At 72.6% G+C, this 20,254-nt stretch carries 20 protein-coding genes, 1 pseudogene and 1 riboswitch; of the genes and pseudogenes, 12 read left to right on the plus strand and 9 right to left on the minus strand.

From position 1 onward, the window contains the following. Nucleotides 1-5: 5 nt before the first annotated feature. From GHR20_RS20125 to otsB, 3 genes are all read left to right on the plus strand, one after another. Nucleotides 6-1,262, plus strand: coding sequence for an extracellular solute-binding protein (locus tag GHR20_RS20125; protein ID WP_243878082.1), 1,257 nt, complete (start codon nt 6-8; stop codon nt 1,260-1,262). Between the two features lie 16 nt (nt 1,263-1,278). Beyond that, the gene (locus GHR20_RS20130; RefSeq protein WP_111583897.1) at nt 1,279-1,503 is read left to right on the plus strand and encodes a DUF3263 domain-containing protein; all 225 of its coding nucleotides are present in this window, start codon (nt 1,279-1,281) and stop codon (nt 1,501-1,503) included. 64 nt (nt 1,504-1,567) lie between these two features. Then, nucleotides 1,568-2,401 (plus strand): trehalose-phosphatase, encoded by an 834-nt coding sequence (gene otsB, locus GHR20_RS20135; protein ID WP_153813970.1) that lies wholly within the window; start codon nt 1,568-1,570, stop codon nt 2,399-2,401. On the opposite strand, the gene GHR20_RS20140 is transcribed toward otsB, so the two are convergent. Both GHR20_RS20140 and GHR20_RS20145 read right to left on the minus strand, forming a co-directional pair. After that, entirely contained in the window at nt 2,389-3,816 is a 1,428-nt protein-coding gene (locus GHR20_RS20140) for a trehalose-6-phosphate synthase (RefSeq protein ID WP_194858933.1), read from the minus strand. The two genes, otsB and GHR20_RS20140, sit on opposite strands and share 13 nt — an antisense overlap. Nucleotides 3,817-3,899: 83 nt before the next feature. Beyond that, nucleotides 3,900-4,844 carry a glucosyl-3-phosphoglycerate synthase gene (locus GHR20_RS20145; protein WP_148025013.1) on the minus strand — a complete coding sequence of 315 codons (945 nt, stop codon included), beginning with the start codon at nt 4,842-4,844 and terminating at the stop codon, nt 3,900-3,902. Between the two features lie 161 nt (nt 4,845-5,005). Beyond that, nucleotides 5,006-5,151: riboswitch (SAM riboswitch) on the plus strand. An 18-nt stretch (nt 5,152-5,169) separates the two neighbouring features. On the opposite strand from GHR20_RS20145, the gene thrC reads away from it, so the two are divergent. From thrC to GHR20_RS20170, 5 genes are all read left to right on the plus strand, one after another. Continuing rightward, nucleotides 5,170-6,453, plus strand: coding sequence for a threonine synthase (thrC, locus tag GHR20_RS20150; RefSeq protein ID WP_153813971.1), 1,284 nt, complete (start codon nt 5,170-5,172; stop codon nt 6,451-6,453). Beyond that, nucleotides 6,450-6,728: a MoaD/ThiS family protein gene (locus GHR20_RS20155; RefSeq protein WP_111583892.1), complete on the plus strand. Its 279-nt coding sequence runs from the start codon at nt 6,450-6,452 to the stop codon at nt 6,726-6,728. The genes thrC and GHR20_RS20155 overlap by 4 nt, the downstream gene beginning before the upstream one ends. Nucleotides 6,729-7,172: 444 nt before the next feature. Further along, entirely contained in the window at nt 7,173-7,376 is a 204-nt protein-coding gene (locus tag GHR20_RS20160; protein ID WP_037653356.1) for a cold-shock protein, read from the plus strand. Nucleotides 7,377-7,697: 321 nt separating this feature from the next. Further along, nucleotides 7,698-9,320 (plus strand): chaperonin GroEL, encoded by a 1,623-nt coding sequence (gene groL / locus GHR20_RS20165; RefSeq protein WP_111583891.1) that lies wholly within the window; start codon nt 7,698-7,700, stop codon nt 9,318-9,320. A 230-nt stretch (nt 9,321-9,550) separates the two neighbouring features. After that, a complete protein-coding gene (locus tag GHR20_RS20170; protein ID WP_153813972.1) occupies nt 9,551-10,678 on the plus strand; it encodes an NADH:flavin oxidoreductase in 1,128 nt (375 codons plus the stop codon). A gap of 17 nt (nt 10,679-10,695) precedes the next feature. Here GHR20_RS20170 and GHR20_RS20175 read toward each other — a convergent pair whose 3' ends face one another. Beyond that, nucleotides 10,696-11,277, minus strand: coding sequence for a hypothetical protein (locus GHR20_RS20175; protein WP_111583889.1), 582 nt, complete (start codon nt 11,275-11,277; stop codon nt 10,696-10,698). Nucleotides 11,278-11,404: 127 nt separating this feature from the next. Here GHR20_RS20175 and GHR20_RS38365 point away from each other — a divergent pair. Further along, nucleotides 11,405-11,809: pseudogene (locus tag GHR20_RS38365) on the plus strand (class I SAM-dependent methyltransferase); the annotation flags it as partial. Between the two features lie 147 nt (nt 11,810-11,956). Here the strand turns inward: GHR20_RS38365 and GHR20_RS20185 are convergent. The 3 genes from GHR20_RS20185 to GHR20_RS20195 all read right to left on the minus strand — a co-directional run bounded on the left by GHR20_RS20185 (nt 11,957) and on the right by GHR20_RS20195 (nt 15,363). Then, a complete protein-coding gene (locus GHR20_RS20185) occupies nt 11,957-13,441 on the minus strand; it encodes a PTS transporter subunit EIIC (protein ID WP_153813974.1) in 1,485 nt (494 codons plus the stop codon). A gap of 15 nt (nt 13,442-13,456) precedes the next feature. Then, nucleotides 13,457-14,380, minus strand: a complete 924-nt coding sequence (gene murQ, locus GHR20_RS20190) for an N-acetylmuramic acid 6-phosphate etherase (RefSeq protein WP_153813975.1) — start codon at nt 14,378-14,380, stop codon at nt 13,457-13,459. Nucleotides 14,381-14,457: 77 nt separating this feature from the next. Further along, nucleotides 14,458-15,363: a MurR/RpiR family transcriptional regulator gene (locus GHR20_RS20195; RefSeq protein WP_111583886.1), complete on the minus strand. Its 906-nt coding sequence runs from the start codon at nt 15,361-15,363 to the stop codon at nt 14,458-14,460. A gap of 56 nt (nt 15,364-15,419) precedes the next feature. Here GHR20_RS20195 and GHR20_RS20200 point away from each other — a divergent pair, with 56 nt between their 5' ends. After that, nucleotides 15,420-15,803, plus strand: coding sequence for a hypothetical protein (locus GHR20_RS20200; RefSeq protein ID WP_148025008.1), 384 nt, complete (start codon nt 15,420-15,422; stop codon nt 15,801-15,803). Nucleotides 15,804-15,810: 7 nt separating this feature from the next. After that, entirely contained in the window at nt 15,811-16,089 is a 279-nt protein-coding gene (locus GHR20_RS20205; RefSeq protein ID WP_153813976.1) for a DUF4031 domain-containing protein, read from the plus strand. 24 nt (nt 16,090-16,113) lie between these two features. On the opposite strand, the gene GHR20_RS20210 is transcribed toward GHR20_RS20205, so the two are convergent. Then, nucleotides 16,114-17,184: a GNAT family N-acetyltransferase gene (locus GHR20_RS20210; protein WP_194858934.1), complete on the minus strand. Its 1,071-nt coding sequence runs from the start codon at nt 17,182-17,184 to the stop codon at nt 16,114-16,116. Nucleotides 17,185-17,211: 27 nt separating this feature from the next. Continuing rightward, nucleotides 17,212-17,856: a hypothetical protein gene (locus tag GHR20_RS20215; RefSeq protein WP_153813977.1), complete on the minus strand. Its 645-nt coding sequence runs from the start codon at nt 17,854-17,856 to the stop codon at nt 17,212-17,214. Nucleotides 17,857-18,133: 277 nt separating this feature from the next. Between GHR20_RS20215 and GHR20_RS20220 the strand changes: the two genes are divergently transcribed. Continuing rightward, nucleotides 18,134-18,832, plus strand: a complete 699-nt coding sequence (locus GHR20_RS20220) for a copper homeostasis protein CutC (RefSeq protein ID WP_111583882.1) — start codon at nt 18,134-18,136, stop codon at nt 18,830-18,832. A gap of 150 nt (nt 18,833-18,982) precedes the next feature. On the opposite strand, the gene GHR20_RS20225 is transcribed toward GHR20_RS20220, so the two are convergent. Beyond that, nucleotides 18,983-20,179 carry an FAD-dependent monooxygenase gene (locus tag GHR20_RS20225; protein WP_153813978.1) on the minus strand — a complete coding sequence of 399 codons (1,197 nt, stop codon included), beginning with the start codon at nt 20,177-20,179 and terminating at the stop codon, nt 18,983-18,985. Between the last annotated feature and the right edge of the window lie 75 nt (nt 20,180-20,254).

Here is a 20,254-nt window from a genome sequence, read left to right on the forward strand (position 1 = left end):
CCGCCATGGGCATGACCGCGTTCCTCGGCGGCTGCGGGAGCACGGGCTCCTCCGATGTGACCCTCAGACTCGTGGCCGCGGACTACGGCGACTCGGCGGGGAACAGCTCGCAGAAGTACTGGGACTCGCTGGTCAAGGAGTACGAGAAGACGCACCCGGGCGTGAAGGTCCAGGTCAGCGTGTACTCCTGGAACGACGTCGACCGCAAGGTCAAGGAGATGGTCGACGCCGGGCACGCGCCGGACCTGGCGCAGATCGGCGCGTACGCGGACTACGCGGCGGCCGGGAAGCTCTACGCGGCCTCCGACCTGCTCTCCATCCGCACCCAGGCGGACTTCCTCTCCCAGCTGTCCGACGCCGGCCAGTGGAGCCATACGCAGTACGGCATACCCTTCGCCGCGTCCACGCGGGTGCTCTTCTACAACAAGACGCTCTTCGCGAGCGCCGGGATCACCACCCCGCCCACCAGCTGGGACGATCTGGCCACGGACGCCAAGGCGCTCAAGGCGAAGGGCGTGAAGTACCCCTTCGCGCTGCCGCTGGGCCCCGAGGAGGCACAGGCCGAGACGATGCAGTGGCTGCTCAGCGGCGGCGACGGCGGTTCCGGCGGCACCGGCTTCACCGACGACATCGGCACCTACACCATCGACTCCGAACAGAACGTGCGGACCTTCTCCTGGCTCAAGGACGACCTGGTCGCCAAGGGGCTGACCGGGCCGGTGGCGCCGGGCAGGCTGAACCGGGCGCAGGCGTTCGCGGCGTTCGCCGACGGGCAGGTCGGCATGGTCGACGGGCACCCCACGCTGATCCAGCAGGCCGAGGCGAAGGGCGTGCGCTTCGGCATGGTGCCGACGCCGAGCCGGACCGGGCGGGCGCGGTCCTCGATGGGCGTGTCCGACTGGATGATGGCGTTCAAGCAGAACGGCCACGCCGACCAGATCGGCGACTTCCTGAACTACGTGTACAGCGAGAAGAACGTCCTCGACTTCTCCCGCGCCTACGGGCTCCTCCCGGTCACCAGCTCCGCCTCCAACGCCATGAGCGCCTCGGACGCGGCGCCCGACAAGGCCCTGCACCCCTTCCTGGACCAGCTGGCCACCAGCGAGCTGTATCCGGTGGGCAAGACCTCCTGGGCGCGGGTCAGCGCGGCCGTGAAGCAGAACATCGGCCAGGCCGTCGCGCCCGGCGGCGACCCGGCGGGCGTCCTCACCCGCCTCCAGGCCACGGCCACGGCGGCGGACAGCGCGGCCAGCGCCGACTGAGCGCTACGGTTTCCCCATGGAACTGGGTGAGCGCGAGCAGGAGATCCTCGCACTGGAACGCCGGTCCTTCCCCGGGCCCGGCGCGAAGGAACGCGCCATCCGCGAGGACCTCCACCTCTCCCCGGTCCGCTACTACCAGCTCCTGAACGCCCTCCTCGACGACGAACGCGCCCTCTCCCACGACCCGCTCACGGTGAACCGCCTGCGCAGGATCAGGGAGACACGGCGCTCGGAGCGCTGAGGAGAAGCGGCGCCCGGGAGGAGTCCCAGGCGTGAGAGCGGCCCCCGCTGGATAGTGTCGGTACATGCATCCTCTGCCGACCCCCGCCACCCAGGCCGGCCGGGACGGACTCGCCGCGCTGCTGGAGAACCCGACCGCCGCGGTGATCGGCCTGGACTTCGACGGCACCCTCGCCCCCATCGTCGACGACCCCGAGCAGGCCCGGGCCCATCCCGCCGCCGTCGCCGCGCTCACCGCCCTCGCGCCCAGGGTCGCCCATGTCGCCGTGATCACCGGCCGGCCCGCCGGCGTCGCGGTCCGCTACGGCGGCTTCGCCGGTGTCCCCGGCCTCGACCACCTCACCGTCCTCGGCCACTACGGCGCCGAACGCTGGGACGCCACCACCGGCACCGTCACCGCCCCCGCCCCGCACCCCGGCGTCGCCGCCGTGCGCGCCGAACTGCCGGGCCTGCTGGACCGGGTCGGCGCCTGGCGGGGCACCTGGATCGAGGAGAAGGGCCGCGCCGTCGCCGTGCACACGCGCCGCGCGCAGGACCCGCAGGCGGCGTACGAGGCGCTGCGCGCGCCCCTCACCGACCTCGCCACCCGGCACGGACTGATCGTCGAACCCGGCCGGATGGTCCTCGAACTGCGCCCGCCCGGCATGGACAAGGGCGTCGCCCTCGGCGCGTACCTCCGCGAGACCGGCGCCGGCTCCGTCCTCTACGCCGGCGACGACCTCGGCGACCTCCCCGCCTACGCCGCCGTCGACAAACTCCGCGCCGAGGGCACCCCGGGGCTCCTCGTGTGCAGCGGCAGCACGGAGGTCACCGAACTGGCCGAGCGGGCCGACCTGGTGGTCGACGGCCCCGAGGGCGTCGTGGGCCTCCTCACCGCACTGGCGGCTCAGCTGGTCTGATCGTCCAGGGCGTGCAGCTGGTCCAGGAACCACCGGGCCGGCGGCAGCGCCGTGGCCGCCGCGGCCAGCCGCTTCGAACGCCCGGCCCGCTCCTCGGCCGGCATGGTCAGCGCCGTGTGCAGCGCCTCGGCCGTGCCCGTGATGTCGTACGGGTTGACCGTGAGCGCGTCCTCGCCCAGCTCCTCGTGCGCCCCCGCCTCCCGCGAGAGCACCAGCGCGCAGCCCTCGTCGGAGACGACCGGCACCTCCTTGGCGACCAGGTTCATGCCGTCCCGGATCGGGTTGACCAGCGCCACGTCGGCCAGCCGGTACGCGGCGAGCGAGCGGGCGAAGTCGTCCTTCACATGCAGCACCACCGGAATCCAACCCGGCGTCCCGTACGTCGAGTTGATCTCCTCGGCGACCCGGCGCACCTCGGCGGTGTAGTCCCGGTACACGGCGAGGTCCTGCCGGGAGGGGTACGCGAACGCGACGTGCACGACCTTCTCCCGCCACTCGGGGCGCTCGTCCAGCAGGTGCCGGTACGCCAGCAGCCCGCGCACGATGTTCTTGGACAGCTCGGTGCGGTCCACCCGGACGATGGTCCGGCGGCCCTCGCCGATCTCCGCGCGCAGCGCCGCCATCCGCTCGTCCACGTCCGGCCGGTGGGACCGCTCGCGCAGGAAGTCGGCGTCCGCGCCCAGGCCGTGCACCCCGATCCGCGTACCGGCGGGGATGCCGGGCCCCAGCACCGCGTGGCAGCACGCGGTGAACGCGTCCGCCCAGCGCCGGGTGAGGAACGCCGCCCGGTCCGCGCCGAGGATGCCGGTCAGCAGCTGGGCCGCGATGTCGTCCGGCAGCAGCCGGAAGTACTCCGCCGGCGCCCACGGCGTGTGCGAGAAGTGGCCGATGCGCAGATCGGGCCGCAGCCTGCGGAGCATCCGCGGGGCGAGCGCCAGGTGGTAGTCCTGGATCAGCACCGCCGCGCCCTCGCCCGCCTCCTCGGCCAGCGCCTCGGCGAACGCCCGGTTGTACGCCTCGTACGCCCCCCACCGCCGCCGGAACTCCGCGTCGAAGACGGGCTCCAGCGGGGTCTGGTACAGCATGTGGTGCACGAACCAGAGCACCGAGTTGGCGATCCCGTTGTACGCGTCGGCGAAGACCTCCGGGTCGATGTCCAGCATCCGCACCCGCTGACCGCCGGTGTCCGCCTCGGGCAGCAGCCCGCCCTCGGCGCGGCGCACGGCCTCGCGGTCGCCGTCGCCCAGCGCGGCGCACACCCAGACCGCGTTCGTCTCCGGGCCGATCGCCGACAGGCCCGAGACCAGCCCGCCGCCGCCCCGCCTGGCGCGCAGCGAGCCGTCCTCGCCCGTCTCGTACGAAACCGGGCCGCGATTGGACGCGACCAGCACGTCAGCACCATGCGTGGAAGCCATGGTCCAGAACCTAGCCCGGCTCCCGAACACTCAAACCCGCGGACCGGCCCAAAACCCGGCCGCACCGGGCCGCACCTGCGCTTTCACGCCACCCGGCGCCGGGCGTACTCCGCGATCTCGGTCATCGGCGGCCGCTCCTCGGTGTCCACCCGGTACGTCCGCGGCTCGAAGCCGGAGACACCCCGCTCGAACTGGGTGAGCGCGGGGCGCACGAGATGGCCGCGGGCCAGCCGCAGCTGGGCCGTGCGGTAGATGGCCGCCGCCATCCGGCCGAGCGCCTGCCCGTCCTGGTGCCGGTGCTTGCGCACCCCCACGTCCACCTGGGCCAGCGCGTCCAGGCCCACCAGGTGCAGCGCGTCCACCAGCATGCCGAGCTCCACCCCGTACCCGACCGGGAACGGCAGCTGTTCGAGCAGCGAGCGCCGGGCCGCGTACTCCCCGCCCAGCGGCTGCACGAAGCCCGCCAGCCGGGGCCAGTGCATGTTCAGCAGCGGACGCGCCATCAGCTCGGTGACCCGGCCGCCCTGCCCCGCCGTACCGGCGAGCGGCCGGTCGTACATCGCCTTGACCAGCTGGACGTCCGGCTCGGTGAGCAGCGGTCCGACGATGCCGAGGACGAAGTCGGAGGAGAACTCCCGCAGGTCCGCGTCGATGAAGCAGATGATGTCCCCGGTGGCGACGAGCAGCGAGCGCCACAGCACCTCGCCCTTGCCCGGCACCGCGGGTATCCGGGGCAGGATCGCGTCCCGGTGCACCACCCGCGCGCCCGCCGCGGCGGCGACCTCGGAGGTGCGGTCGGTGGAGCCGGAGTCGATCACGAGGACCTCGTCGACGAGCGGCACCCGCTCCATCAGATCGCGCCGGATCACCGCGACGATCTCGCCGACGGTCTCCTCCTCGTCGAGCGCGGGCAGCACCACGCTGATGGTCTGGCCGGTGCGCGCTTTCGCCGCCAGGACCTGGTGCGACGGCCGATCGCGCACGGACCAGGAACGGTTGCCCATCCAGCGCTCGACTTCTTCCAGCACGGTCCCCGGCTCCTCACGCTCGTCTCGCGGCTCGTCTCGCGGTACGGACGACTATCTCAACTCTCCCGGCCTTCGGTTACAGTCTTGAGCAACGCCGATGACCATCGCATGTCGGGGGTCGCGCGCGGACACACCGCAGCACTGCGGACACAATCGAATACCGCTCATCCAGAGGGGCAGAGGGACACGGCCCGATGAAGCCCCGGCAACCCTCCAGTCGGTTCTCGTGCGCAAAGCGGCGAGGCTCCCGGCTAGGGAAGGTGCCAAATCCGTCTCACGGCGAAGTGCGTCGTGAGGAAGATGAGGAGAAAGGGCCTCGCCTCCCATGGCTGTGCAGACAGTTGCCACCTCCGGTACCTCCACCGTCGATCTCGGCCCCGCCGCCGCCCTCAGCTGCCGCGAATGCGGCCACCGCGTCCCGCTCGGCCCGGTCTTCGCCTGCGAGGAGTGTTTCGGCCCGCTGGAGATCGCCTACGACTTCTCCGCCTACGACACCGAAGAGCTGCGCAAGCGGATCGAGGACGGCCCCGCCAACATCTGGCGCTACGCCCCGCTGCTGCCGGTCCCGGCCGATGTCGCGGACAAGCCGAACATCAACCCCGGCTGGACCAAGCTGGTCAAGGCCGACAACCTGGCCCGCGAGCTCGGCGTCACCGGCGGTCTGTACGTCAAGGACGACTCCGGCAACCCGACCCACTCCTTCAAGGACCGGGTCGTCGCCCAGGCCCTGGAGGCGGCCCGCGCCTTCGGCTTCACCACCCTGTCCTGCTCCTCCACCGGCAACCTGGCCGGCGCCGTCGGCGCCGCCGCCGCCCGCGCCGGACTGCGCTCCTGCGTGTTCATCCCGCACGACCTGGAGCAGGGCAAGGTCGTCATGGCCGCGGTCTACGGCGGTGAGCTGGTCGGCATCGAGGGCAACTACGACGACGTGAACCGCTTCTGCTCCGAGCTGATCGGCGACCCGGCCGGCGAGGGCTGGGGTTTCGTCAACGTGAACCTGCGGCCGTACTACGCCGAGGGCTCCAAGACCCTGGCGTACGAGATCTGCGAGCAGCTCGGCTGGCGGCTGCCCGACCAGATCGTGGTCCCGATCGCCTCCGGCTCCCAGCTCACCAAGATCGACAAGGGGCTGCGGGAGCTGATCGAGCTCGGTCTGGTCGAGGACCGGCCGTACAAGATCTTCGGCGCCCAGGCCGAGGGCTGCTCGCCGGTCTCGACCGCCTACAAGGCGGGCCACGACGTGGTGCGGCCGCAGAAGCCGGACACCATCGCCAAGTCCCTCGCCATCGGCAACCCGGCCGACGGTCCCTACGTCCTGGACATCGCCCGGCGCACCGGCGGCGCGGTGGAGGACGTGACGGACGAGCAGGTGGTGGACGCGATCAAGCTGCTGGCCCGCACCGAGGGCATCTTCGCCGAGACGGCCGGCGGGGTGACCGTCGGCGTCACCCGCAAGCTGATCGAGAGCGGGGCGCTCGACCCGGCGAAGACCACCGTCGTCCTCAACACCGGCGACGGCCTGAAGACCCTCGACGCGGTGGCCGGCACCGGCCTGACCGCCACCATCCGCCCGAACCTGGACTCCTTCCGAGAGGCTGGCCTCGCATGAGCGTGACCGTTCGCATCCCCACCATCCTGCGCACCTACACCGGCGGACAGGCCGAGGTCGCCGCCGAGGGCACGACCCTCGGCGAGGTCATCGAGAACCTGGAGAAGAACCACACCGGCATCGCCGCCCGCGTCCTGGACGACCAGGGCAAGCTGCGCCGGTTCGTGAACGTCTACGTCAACGACGACGACGTCCGTTTCGAGCAGGGCCTCGCGACCTCCACCCCGGACGGCGCGGGCGTCTCCATCATCCCGGCGGTGGCCGGCGGCTGCTGACCGAATGATCGATCATTACCTTAGGTAATGACGGTCACCAAAAGTACATCGGATTGCCCTCTCCGTGAGAGAAGCGGAGGGGGCAATTCTGTGTGATTGAGCGCGGTACAGTTGGGGAACGCGCCCTCCGGTGATCGAGGGTAAGCCCTCGGTTCTCTTCCGCGGTCCCGATAAGAAGTAGCCAAAATGCACGGCCTTTCCGCGGCTTTTGTGTCTTTTACGGGGCCCGACTTGCCCTGAATTCGGGTGAATTCTCCCCACATTCCGGATCGTTCGCGTCCAGAATTCTCGTCCAATTGACCTGTTGCAGACGGCAGTTGGACAGATACATTCAGCCGCGGTCGACGCGTTCCGGCGCACGCCCCCGACGCATTGGGGGGCGAGGTCTGACCCGGGTCCGCGAAGTGTGGATCTGTGCAAGGGCCAGTAATAGGGGAGTTAGGCATGGCTCAGGGCACCGTCAAGTGGTTCAACGCGGAGAAGGGGTACGGCTTCATCGCGGTCGACGGTGGTGCGGACGTCTTCGTCCATTACAGCGCCATTCAGATGGACGGCTACCGCACCCTGGAGGAGGGCCAGCGAGTGGAGTTCGAGATCTCGCAGGGCCAGAAGGGTCCGCAGGCCGACATGGTTCGCGTCGCCGTCTGAAACGTTTCTCTACCGAAGGGCCCGCACCTCGCACAGGGTGCGGGCCCTTCGGTGTGCCCGGGGAGGGCCGGGGCGCTCGCGCCCGCCCGTCACCCGACCACCACCCCTGAACGAGCCCGCTGCGCGGGCGCACCTTGCACTCGGGCATGCCGAGTGCTAATCATTGCGTTAGCACTCTGAAGGTGAGAGTGACAAAGAAGGACCGGGTCGGTGAGGTCCGCAGGCCACGTGGGGCAAGGAACCACAGGCCGGCGAACCGTCCGTCGCGGGCGCGGGCGCGGTCCGAAGGAATCACCCCCAGTCCTGGAGGGACCACTTCACATGGCCAAGATCATCGCGTTCGACGAGGAGGCGCGGCGCGGCCTCGAGCGCGGCATGAACCAGCTCGCGGACGCCGTCAAGGTGACGCTCGGCCCCAAGGGTCGCAACGTCGTCCTCGAGAAGAAGTGGGGCGCCCCCACGATCACCAACGATGGTGTCTCCATCGCCAAGGAGATCGAGCTCGAGGACCCGTACGAGAAGATCGGCGCCGAGCTGGTCAAGGAAGTCGCCAAGAAGACGGACGACGTCGCCGGTGACGGTACGACCACCGCGACCGTGCTCGCCCAGGCCCTGGTCAAGGAGGGCCTGCGCAACGTAGCCGCCGGCGCCAACCCGATGGCCCTCAAGCGGGGTATCGAGAAGGCCGTCGAGGCCGTCTCCGCCGCCCTGCTCGAGCAGGCGAAGGACGTCGAGACCAAGGAGCAGATCGCCTCCACCGCGTCCATCTCCGCCGCCGACACCCAGATCGGCGAGCTCATCGCCGAGGCGATGGACAAGGTCGGCAAGGAAGGCGTCATCACCGTCGAGGAGAGCAACACCTTCGGTCTGGAGCTCGAGCTCACCGAGGGCATGCGCTTCGACAAGGGCTACATCTCCGCCTACTTCGCCACCGACATGGAGCGCATGGAGGCGTCGCTCGAGGACCCGTACATCCTCATCGCGAACTCCAAGATCGGCTCCGTCAAGGACCTGCTCCCGCTCCTGGAGAAGGTCATGCAGTCGGGTAAGCCGCTGCTGATCATCGCCGAGGACGTCGAGGGCGAGGCCCTGTCGACCCTGGTCGTCAACAAGATCCGCGGCACCTTCAAGTCCGTCGCCGTCAAGGCCCCGGGCTTCGGCGACCGCCGCAAGGCCATGCTCGGCGACATCGCCATCCTCACGGGCGGCGAGGTCATCTCCGAGGAGGTCGGCCTCAAGCTGGAGAACGCGACCCTGGACCTCCTGGGCCGCGCCCGCAAGGTCGTCATCACCAAGGACGAGACCACCATCGTCGACGGTGCCGGCTCCTCCGAGCAGGTCAACGGCCGGGTGAACCAGATCCGCGCCGAGATCGAGAACAGCGACTCGGACTACGACCGCGAGAAGCTCCAGGAGCGCCTGGCCAAGCTCGCGGGCGGCGTCGCGGTCATCAAGGCCGGTGCCGCCACCGAGGTGGAGCTCAAGGAGCGCAAGCACCGCATCGAGGACGCCGTGCGCAACGCCAAGGCGGCCGTCGAGGAGGGCATCGTCGCCGGTGGTGGCGTGGCCCTGCTCCAGGCTTCCCAGGTCTTCGAGAAGCTGGAGCTCGACGGTGACGAGGCGACCGGCGCCAACGCCGTGCGCATCGCGCTCGAGGCCCCGCTGAAGCAGATCGCCGTCAACGCCGGCCTCGAGGGCGGTGTCGTGGTGGAGAAGGTGCGCAACCTGACCCCGGGCCACGGCCTGAACGCCGCGACCGGCGAGTACGTCGACCTGGTCGCCGAGGGCATCATCGACCCGGCGAAGGTGACCCGTTCCGCGCTGCAGAACGCCGCCTCCATCGCCGCGCTGTTCCTCACCACCGAGGCCGTCATCGCCGACAAGCCGGAGAAGGCCGCCGCGGCCGCTCCGGGCGGCATGCCGGGCGGTGACATGGACTTCTGATCGACCTCCGGTTGATCAACGTCCTTACCGAGGGCGGCACTTCCTGTCAGGGACAGGGGGTGCCGCCCTCGGGCTTTTCCCGGCCTTCCTCCGCGCCGGGCGTGTCCGGCGTCACAGGTGCCCGCTTCCGGGTCCGGGAATGCCTGCCTCTGTACAGCGGCTTACTTAAGCAGCTACAACAATGCACATTCACATACCGCCCGGTCAGCAGTCTTTCGAGGAGCCCCCACGTGACCGTCGACACGCAGCCCGCCTCCCGCGCGGCCCAGATACTCGCCCGCCCGATCGCCCTCAACGGCCTCACGGTCCCCAACCGGATCGTGATGGCGCCGATGACCCGGATGTTCTCCCCGGGCGGCATCCCCGGCGAGGACGTGCGCTCGTACTACTCCCGCCGCGCCGCCGCGGGCGTCGGCCTGATCGTCACCGAGGGCACCTACGTCGGCCACGACTCGGCCGGCCAGAGCGACCGGGTGCCGCGGTTCCACGGCGAGGAGCAGCTCGCGGGCTGGGCGAAGGTGGCCGAGGACGTGCACGCCGCGGGCGGCACGATCGTCCCGCAGCTGTGGCACATCGGCATGGTCCGCAAGGACGGCGACGCCCCCTTCCCGGCCGCCCCCGCGATGGGCCCCTCCGGTCTGGTCACCGCCGGCGCCGAGCCCACCGGCAAGGCCATGACGCAGCAGGACCTCGACGACGTCATCGCCGCGTTCGCCCAGGCGGCCGCGGACGCCGAGCGCATCGGCTTCGACGGCGTGGAGCTCCACGGCGCCCACGGCTACCTCCTCGACCAGTTCCTGTGGGAGGGCACCAACCGCCGCACCGACGCCTACGGCGGCGACCCGGTGGCCCGCGCCCGGTTCGCCGCGGAGATCGTCGCGGCGGTCCGCGAGCGGGTCTCGGCCACCTTCCCGGTCCTGTTCCGCTACTCGCAGTGGAAGCAGCAGGACTACACCGCCCGGCTCGCCGAGACCCCGCAGGAGCTGGAGGCGATCCTGGCCCCGCTCGCCGCGGCCGGCGTCGACGCCTTCCACGCCTCCACCCGCCGCTACTGGCAGCCCGAGTTCGACGGCTTTGACCTGAACCTCGCGGGCTGGACGAAGAAGCTCACCGGCAAGCCGGTCATCACCGTCGGCTCGGTCGGCCTCGACGGCGACTTCACCGGCGCGTTCGCCGGCGAGGGCTCCCCGGTGCAGGGCATCGACGACCTGCTCGACCGCCTGGAGGCCGACGAGTTCGACATGATCGCGGTCGGTCGCGCCCTGCTCCAGGACCCCGAGTGGGCCGCGAAGGTGCTCGCGGGCCGGGTCTCGGAGCTGGCGCCGTACGACGCGGCGTCGCTGAAGACCCTCAGCTGAGAACACCCGGCCGGGACTCAGATCCCGCCGATGTTGCCGTTCAGCGGCTCGATGTCGACGCGGACCGGGGTGCCCCACACCCGGAGCACCTCGTAGTCGGTGAACTCGTGCACCAGCCGGTACGCCATCGCGGGCCGCGCCCCGCGCCGCTGGGCGGCGAGATACGCCTCGGCCTCCCGGCGGTCGCGCCGCGGGGTGCCGCACAGCTGCCACTCCTGGCCGTTCCACAGCTCCGGCAGCCAGCGCTGCTGGGGCTGCGGGCGGTCGGCCCGGACGCCGTAGCGCGAGGGCGCGGAGGCCACCGGCTCGGCCGGGTTCGGCCGGCCCCCGTACTCCGAGCGGCGGGCGGCCCGGCGCCGGGTCTCGCACAGCAGGCACAGATCGGGGGCGCTCTCGTCCACCGGTCCGTGCGGATGCTCGGCGCACCGGGTGGCCGGCGCGTTCGCCCCGACGCTCTCCTCCAGCAGGTCCAGCGCCCTGCGCAGATCCGTCCTGATCTCCTGGAGCCGCCCGTCCGGAGTGTCGGCGGCCAACGCCTCCCCGTGCTCCCCGAGCAGCCGGAGCGCTCGGCCGAGGGCGGTCAGCTGGGCGTGATTCATGGTGGTGGATTCCGGTCGGTAGGCGGATCTCTGGCGCGTTCGCTGCTCCCAGTGTCCAGGATGCCGCCGGGGAACCGGCACGGCTTCACCGGTGCTCCCCCGCGGGAGGGTGTGGTGGGCTTGGGCCATGGCGATCTCGACGCGGCGGCTGATCGAGCGGCTCGGGCGGTTCAACGACGCCCACCCCTGGGACCACAACGCCCACTACCACCCCTGGCTGTTACGGCGGTTGCCCCGGCGGTCCGGCCGGGCGCTGGACGTGGGGTGCGGTGCCGGGGAACTCGCGCGGCTGCTGGCCGGGCGGGCGGAGCGGGTGGACGCGGTCGACTGCGACCCGGGCATCCTGGAGCGGGCGCGCGAACACGGCGGGGCCGTCGCGAACGTCCGGTACATCCTCGCCGCCGCGCCCGGCGGGCTGCCGCCCGGCCCCTACGACGTCATCACCTGTGTCGCCGTACTGCACCACCTCCCCTTCGCCGAGACCCTCACCCGGTTCCGGGCCGAGCTGGCGCCCGGCGGGACGCTGGTCGTCGTGGGATGCGCCCGGGACGAGGATGTGCGCGGGGTGCTCTCCGTGCCGCTCAACGCCCTGTTCGGCTGGGTGAAGAACCGGGGGCGGGCCGTCACGGAACGGCCCGTGGGCATGACCGCGCCCGTCACGGGGCCCGAGATGGACTTCTCAGAGATCGCCGGACAGGCCCGTCGGCTGCTGCCCGGGGTCCGGCTGCGGCGGGGGTTCTTCTGGCGGTACACCCTGGTGTGGCGCGCTCCTGGAGAGGGTGAGCCAGGTGGCCAGGAAGCCGACCGTGTAGCCGGTGAGGAGGCCGCCCGCGTAGATCGCCGCGGTGGCCGCGAGGCTCCGGTTGCCGGCCAGCAGGGGGAAGAGGGCCCAGCCCGAGGGGCCGATGGCCGTCGCGCCGACCTTCGTGCCGAGCATCGCGAAGGCGCCGATGAACGCGCCGCCCGCCGCGCCGCCCGCGCAGGCGGTCAGGAAGGGGCGGCCGAGGGGGAGGGAGACGCCGTAGATCAGCGGCTCGCCGACGCCGAGCAGCCCGGCGGGCAGGGCCGAGCGGATCGTCGTCCGCAGTGAGCGGTCGTGGCGCAGCCGGACGTACACCGCGAGGGCCGCGCCCACCTGGCCCGCGCCCGCCATGGACAGCAGGGGCAGCAGGACGGTGTAGCCCTGCTGCTGGATGAGGGTGGCGTGGATGGGGATCAGGGCCTGGTGCAGGCCCAGCATGACCAGGGGGAGGAAGAGGCCGCCCAGCAGGAGCCCGGCCAGCGCGCCCGTCGTGGTCAGGAGCCAGTTCGCGGCGGCGCCGATCGCGGTGGCGACCGTACCGGCCGCGTACATCAGGCCGTAGAGCGTGACCAGGCCGGGGACGAGGACGGTCACCGTCGGGGTGAGCAGGACGTCCAGGGTCTCCGGGACGCGGCCCCGGCAGAAGCGTTCCACCCGGGTGGCGAGGAAGGCCGCCGCCAGCGCGCCGAGGACTCCGCCCTGGCCGGGGGCGAGCTGCGTCGCGAACGCCGTCACCTTGGCCACGCCCGGGTACACGACCACCGCCGCCACCGCCGCGCCCAGCACCGGGGTGCCGCCGAACTCCTGGGCCGTGTTGTAGCCGACGAACACCGCGAGCAGCGCCATGAAGGCCGAGGCGATCGCGCTGAGCGCGGGGGTGAGGCCGGGCAGCAGGCCGGAGTTCAGGAGCACGCCGTTGAGGCCCGCGAGGATTCCGCAGCCGATCAGGGCGGGGATGAGCGGGACGAAGACGTTCGCGACGCGCCGCAGGGCGGTCCTGAAGGGGGTGGAGTGACGGCGGCGCAGGTCCTCCTTCAGGGCCGCTCCGGCGGACGGCGGCGCTTCCCCCCGGCTCTGGGGCCGTGCCTGGACGCGTGCCTGGGCGGATGCCTCCACCCGCGCCCGCACCTGGTCCGTCACCGCGTCCACCACGCCCGGCCCCAGCACGATCTGCCACGCGGCCCCGTCCGCCACCACCCCCAGCACCCCCGGCACCGCCCGCAGCCCGGTGCCGTCCGCCGCGTCCTGGTCCCGGAGGGTGAGCCGCAGCCGGGTCATGCAGTGGGTCACGGAGGTGACGTTGGCGGGGCCGCCGAGGTGGGTCAGGACGGCGGTCGCGGTGGAGGCGGGGTCCGTGTGCACCCCTCGAGCGTGCGGTCAGCCGGACGCGCGGGCCAGCGCGGCGCGCAGATGGCCCCCCGAGTCCTCCAGAAGGCGGCCGGCCGCCGGGCCGTCGACATCGGCCAGCAGGACGAGGATCGCGGTCTTCACCTCGCCGCCGGACTCGGTCAGCGCCCGCTCGATGTCCGGGTCGGCCGCGCCGGTGGCCAGCGCGACGATCCGGCGTGAGCGCGCCCGCAGCTTGGCGTTGGAGGCGCGCACGTCGACCATCAGGTTCCCGTACGTCTTGCCGAGCCGGATCATCGTGATGGTCGACAGCATGTTGAGGACGAGCTTCTGGGCGGTGCCCGCCTTGAGCCGGGTCGAGCCGGTGATCAGCTCCGGTCCCACGACGATCTCGATGCCGTGCTCGGCGGCGGCCGCGAGGGCGCTGTGCTCGTTGCAGGAGAGCCCGATGGTCAGGGCGCCCTGGGCGCGGGCGTGCTCGACCGCGCCGATGGCGTAGGGGGTGCGGCCCGAGGCGGAGACGCCGACCACGCTGTCCTCGGCGGTGAGCTTGAGCGCGTCGAGGTCGGCGCGGGCCAGCTCGTCCGAGTCCTCCGCGCCCTCCACGGAGGAGACCATCGCCTCGGGACCGCCCGCGATCAGGCCGACGACCTGGGCGGGATCGGTGTTGAAGGTGGGCGGGCACTCGGAGGCGTCCAGGACGCCGAGGCGTCCCGCGGTGCCCGCGCCGGCGTAGATCAGCCGGCCGCCCCGGGTCATCCGCGCGGCCACCGCGTCGATGGCGGCGCAGATGCGGGGGAGCTGGCCGGCGACGGCGGCGGGCACGGCCGCGTCCTCGCCGTTCATCAGACGGGCGATGTCGAGGGTGGGCAGGCGGTCGATGTCGGCGAGTTCGGGTCGGAAGGCTTCGGTGGTCAGCGAGGCCAGCTGGCTGCGCAGGTCATGGGCGGTCATGGGAGCGGCTCTCTCGGTCTCGAATGCCGGTTGGTGTTCCCCCGGTGCCGGTGCTCACCTGGTGTCGGCGCAGGTGCTCACCTGGACTTGCTGCGATGCCGGTGCGCCAGTGCCTCGTACGAGGCGGCGAGCGAGGGCGCCGCCGTCTCGTACGTGCGCTGGGCCACTCCCACGAACAGGCAGTCCACCACGAGCAGTTGGCTCGTCCGCGAGGACATCGCGGCCGGGCGCAGCTCGGTCTCCCGTGAGGTGGACGTGGTCAGCACGTGGTCGGCGTACTGGGTGACCGGTGAGTCGGGGCGGCCGGTGATGGCCACGGTGGTCGCCCCGCGCTCGAAGGCGGCCCGCAGCGGCTCGATGACGTCCCCCGTCGAGCCGGAGTGGGTGATCGCGATCGCCACGTCGCCCGAGCGGAGCTGGACGGCGTTGGTCACGGCGAGATGCGGATCGCTGTGCGCGTGCGCTATGAGCCCTATGCGCAGCAGCTTCTGGGTGAGGTCCTGGGCGACCAGCCCGGACGCCCCGATGCCGTACACATCGGTGCGGCGGGCGCCGGCCAGCGCGGTGACGGCCGCGTCGAGCTGGCCGGTGTCGAGTCCGGCGGCGGTGTCGGCGAGGGTCTGCTGCTCCTCGTAGGCCAGTTTGGCGACGACGTCGGCGATCGGGTCGTCCACGGCGATGTCGGTGGTGATGGCGGGTGCCCGCCCGGACTGCTGCTGGGCGGCCAGGCCCGCGAGGGCGAGCCGCAGATCCCGGTAGCCGGGGTAGCCGAGCAGCCGCGCGGTGCGGACGACGGTGGCCTCGCTGGTGCCGGTCAGTTCGGCGAGGCCGGTGACCGTGAGGGCGGCGCAGCCGGCCGGGTCGCTCGCGACGGCCTCGGCGACGCGCTGCATGGACCGGGTCATCGACGGCGCGAGGGTGCGCACCTTGGCGGCGAGCGAGCCCACCGGACTGCCGAAACTTTCCTTCACGTCCTGGGTCACCTCTGAAAGATATTTTCGGTTCGGTCTCCGGGTCAAGAGTGCGCACAATGGGTTGCATGGAGCCCCTCAGTCCCCTTGAACAGGCCCTGCACGCGGCCCGTGCCCTGGTCCTCGCCGATCTCGTCGCCGGCCGGGTCGCGGAGGCGGACGTGGTCTCGCTGGTCGAGGACTCGGTGGCGCAGCGGCGCTGGTGGGTCGAGCAGTGGCCGGACGGCGTGCACTTCGTGGCCGGTCTGGTCGCCCAGGACGTGCAGGACGCGCTGCTGGAGCGGTACGGCCGCTGGCCGTTGTGCCCGGTCTGCGGCACCGGCGATCCGCACGCGCTGGAGGTGGCGCCCGAACTGGGACCCGACCCGCACTGGGTGTGCCACCAGGCGGGCGTCAAGGTCGCGGCGGTCGGCCGGCTTGGCTCCGCCATCGGCACGGACCCGTCCTCGTGAGGCGCCCGTGACCGTGTACATCGACCCGCCTACCTGGCCCGGGCACGGGCGCCTGTGGTCGCACCTGGTCAGCGATGTGTCGTACGGCGAACTCCAGCTGTTCGCCGACGCGCTGGGGGTGCCCCGGCGGGCCTTCGAGCGCGACCACTACGACCTTCCCGCGCACCGGTACGCCGACGCGGTGGCGGCCGGCGCGGTGGAGGCCGGCAGCCGTGAACTGGTGCGGCTGCTGCGGGAGTCGGGGCTGCGGCGGCCCAAGGGGCTGGTGCGGCGCGGGATTTCGTAGGTCCCGTCGCTCAGGGGGGTGCGGTCACGCGCGCAGCTCGTAGGCCAGGAGCCGGTCGTCGATCGCGCCCGCCGGTGCGAACCCGGCGCGGATGAGGACCCCCTGGGAGGCGGTGTTGGTCCGCTGCGCCCGCGCGTACAGGGCCCGTACGTCGTCGCGGGCCAGCGCCCAGTTCGCCAGCGCGCGCAGCGCCTCCGTGGCGTACCCCCGGCCGCGGACGTCCTCGACCAGGTTGTAGCCGATCTCCACCCGCCCGTCCTCGTCCGGGGCGCCGTGGAAGCCGAGGGCGCCGACCGCGCGGCCGTCCTCGGCGCGCACCAAGGTGAAGGAGGTGAACTCGGGCCGGTGCACGCCCGCTTCGTACGCCTTCAGCAGCATCCTGGCGGCGTCGCGCGTGCCCTCCTCGGGGCCGTCGCCGATCCAGTCGAAGCCGCCGTCGCCGCCGAGGGCGAGATCGCGGGCGGCGGCCGGGCGGACGCCGGTGAGGGTGAGGCGCTCGGTCCGCAGGACGAGGTTGTTGGACCAGCGCCACCGGGTGACCGGGGCCCGGCCGGTCAGCTCGCCGCGGCCGGTCGCCCACAGCAGGGTCGGCCAGGGCTCCGGGCCGGGCTGGACGTGCGGGAAGATCGTGGCCAGGACGGCCTCGGCGAGTGCGGCGGGCGGCTCGTAGGGCAGGCCGAGGCCCGCGGCCATGTCGTGGGTGTGCAGCAGGACCTCGGCGACGCCCATCGCGGCGAAGCCCTCGCGGTCGGCGTCGCGGAACGGGTAGGGGTGGAAGGCGCGGGCGTCCGGCGGCGCGGTGGCCACGGCGGCGGCGAGCAGCGCGCCGGTGGTCTCCAGGACCTGGAGCAGCCCCGCGTTGTCGGTGCCCTCGTCCAGCTTCAGCTCGAAGGGTATGTAGGCGTCCCGCGCGCGCCCGGCCAGATTCGCGGCGTACGCCACGAGGTCGTCCGCGACATGCACGGCGGTGGTGTGGCAGTCCCACTCCACCCGCCCGGCGCGGACGCCCCGCCAGTCCCGGCCCACCGCCTCGCGCAGCACCGCCACGCACCCGGCCACGGCCTCGGTCACCTGTTCCCCGCTCATCGCTCGCATGGGCGGCACCTTAGGTGTGGGGCCGCGTCACGGCGACAGCATTTCCAGTTCGGCGGCGAGGTTCCAGCGGGCGGTGGCCTCCCAGTGCTCTTGGCCGTAGGGGGTGTGGAACAGCCTGGGCAGCGCGAGGAGTTGGCGCAGTACGCCGGAACGCCCCTGCCGGAAGGCGTCGTCGGGGACGAAGTGGTACTCCTGGCGGACCTCGGCCGCGTAGCCCGCGTACGCCGACGGGGACGCGGCCAGGATCGCGAGGTCGGCGTCGCACAGCACCTGGCCGTCGCGGTCGTCCCCGGCCGGGTCGTGCGTGACGGTCAGCCGCACGAGCCGGGCCACCTCCGCGACCCGCGCCCGCTCCACCCCGGCCTCGGGCAGCGCGCGCTCGGCCAGCCGCGCGGAGCGCTCCTCGTTCTCGGAACGCTCCGGCAGATAGACGGCGTCGTGGAACCACGCGGCCAGGCGTACGACGTCCGGGTCGGCCGCGTGCGTCTCCAGCACGTCGATGTGGTCGAGGACCGCGGTGAGGTGGGTCAGCGTGTGGTAGCGGCGCTGGGGTTCCTGCCAGCGGGCGAGGAGACGGTCCGCGTAGGCCGCGGGCCCCGGGCCGCCCCGGGGGGCACGGACGGCGTCCAGGGCGCGGGCGAATCGGAGACGGAGGGCGTCGAGGTCGGCCATGGGGCCATTCTCGTGGGGGGCCGCTCGGCGCGGTAGCGGTGGGGGCGACGTGGTGGGTGGGGCGGCGTGGTGTGCGTGGCGACGTGGTGGGCGGGGCAGGGCGGCGTGGTGCGCGTGGCGACGTGGTGGGCGGGGCGGTGCCCGGGTGCCCGTGCGGGCGTACCGGCGCGGCCGTACGAGGGCGTGTGCCGGGTGGCGTACTGGCGCGCGCCCGGCCGCGTACCCTTAAATTGGACTAGACCTCTACTGGATCTTTGGCCGCGACGAATGGGGTGCCATGAGCAAGCGTGCAGTCCTGGAGGTGATCGCCCTCGACATCGAGGACGCGGTCGCCGCCCAGGCCGGAGGCGCGGATCGCCTGGAGCTGGTCACCGAGATGGCCGCCGACGGGCTCACCCCGTCCGCCGCCACCGTCGCCGGCATCCGTGCCGCCGTCGACATCGACCTGCGCGTGATGCTCCGCCTGGCGGACGGGTTCGCGGCCGGTGACATGGCGCGGCTGCTGCGGGTGGTGGAGGAGATGCGGGCGGCCGGCGCCGACCAGTTCGTGCTGGGGTTCCTCGACGCGGACGGGGGCGTGGACCTGGCCGCCGTGGAGCGGGTGGCCGCCGCGCTGGAGGGCTGCCGGTGGACCTTCCACCGGGCGATCGACCGTGCCGCCGACCGCGACGCCCTGCGCAAGCAGCTCGCCGACCTGCCCGGCCTCGACACCTACCTCACCGCGGGCGCCGCGACCGGCGTCGAGGAGGGGCTGCCGACCCTGCTGGCCGAGTACGGCCGCCGCGGTGAGCCGGGCTACGGCCAGACCCTCCTGGTCGGCGGCGGCCTGCGCCTCGACCATGTCCCGCCGCTGCTCGCCGCGGGCCTCGACGCCTTCCACATCGGCGGCGCGGCCCGCCCCCAGGGCTGGCACGGACCGGTCTCGGAAGGCGCGGTGAAGGAGTGGCGCCGGGTACTGGACGGCGCGGCCGGCTAGGACTCTTTCCCGGGCACGCCCCGACCGGGGCCGATGGGGAATTGGCCCGGCCCGGGTGATGCCTGGGCCGGTCACGGCCCGCCCGGCCGGTCCGTGGGTCCGGCTCGTCGTTACCGGCCGTCGTTCCGGGCCGGCCGTTCCGGGGCGTCGTCAGGCCGGTTGGCCCTGGCCGCGTTCGGCTGCCAGGCGGGTGAAGGTCTTCGCCAGTGGGGGCTTCTGGATCTGGCGGATCAGCCAGGCGACGGTGTGGATGCCGAGCTCCGTGCGGGGCGCCGCCTGCCGTACCCGGCCCGGGAACAGCCGCTGCGCGTCCTGGACGCGCGGGCGCATCGCGGTCTCGTACGCGGTGAGCGCGTCCGAGAGGCGGTGCGGCAGCCGCTGGGCGTCGGCCGCCTCGATGGCGTCCGCCAGCGCCGCCGCGCCGCGCAGCGCCAGAGCGGTGCCGAGACCGCTGAGGGGGCTCGCGCACCAGGCGCTGTCCCCGAGCAGCACCACCCGGCCGTCGGACCACTTCGGCAGCTGGATCTGGTCGAAGGTGTCGAGGGCGAAGTCGGGCGCCTGCCGCGCGGCGGCGAGCAGCTCCCGGGTGCGCCAGCCCACATCCGCGAACACCTGGTCCAGCAGGGCGAACTGGGCCTCCCGGTCGCGCCGCGGCGGCAGCGTCGTCGCCGCGAAGGTGAACCCGATCTCCTGCTGGCCCGGATGCCCCGGACGCGCCTCGACGGAGCGGCTGCCCGGCGCGTTGTGGGTGATGAACCAGCCGTCGACCGGAGGCGTCCCCGGCGTCTCGTCCATGGTGAACCAGGCGTGCGCGAGGCCCAGTTGGCGGCGGAACACCTCTTCGGGCCCGAAGCGCAGCCGCCGCACCCGTGAGTGCGCCCCGTCCGCGCCGATGACCAGGTCGAACTCGGCGGGCGGCGCGTTGCGGAACCGTGCGGACACTCCGTTCGGGGCGTCCTCCAGCGCCTCCACGGTCTCCCCGAAGAGATGCGTGACCTGCGCGCCGGCCGCGTCGTGCAGGACACGGGCGAGGTCCGAGCGGAGCAACTCCTCCTTGGAGACGTAGCCGTTGCCGCCGAACGCCTCGACGGGCATCTCCGCGAGCCGCCGCCCGTCGCCGTCCACCCAGGCCGCGCCGCGCTGGTCCACCAGCCGGGCGAGGACCTCGTCGAGCAGCCCGAGGCGGGCGAGCACCGCACGGCAGTCGCCGCGCAGATCGACGGACTGGCCGCCGCCGCGCAGCTGCGGGGCGATCTCCGCGACGGTGACCTCCCAGCCGGCCCGGCCCAGCATGAGCGCGACGGTGTCGCCCGCGATCCCCGCGCCCACCACAAGTACCCGAGGCATGAGCCCCCACCTTCCTAATGCGAATGACTTGCGTTTGAGCGTACGCCGAAAAAGTCCCTAACGCGAGTCACTCGC

Source organism: Streptomyces sp. SUK 48 (assembly GCF_009650765.1).
In the GTDB taxonomy this organism is placed as follows: Bacteria; Actinomycetota; Actinomycetes; order Streptomycetales; family Streptomycetaceae; genus Streptomyces.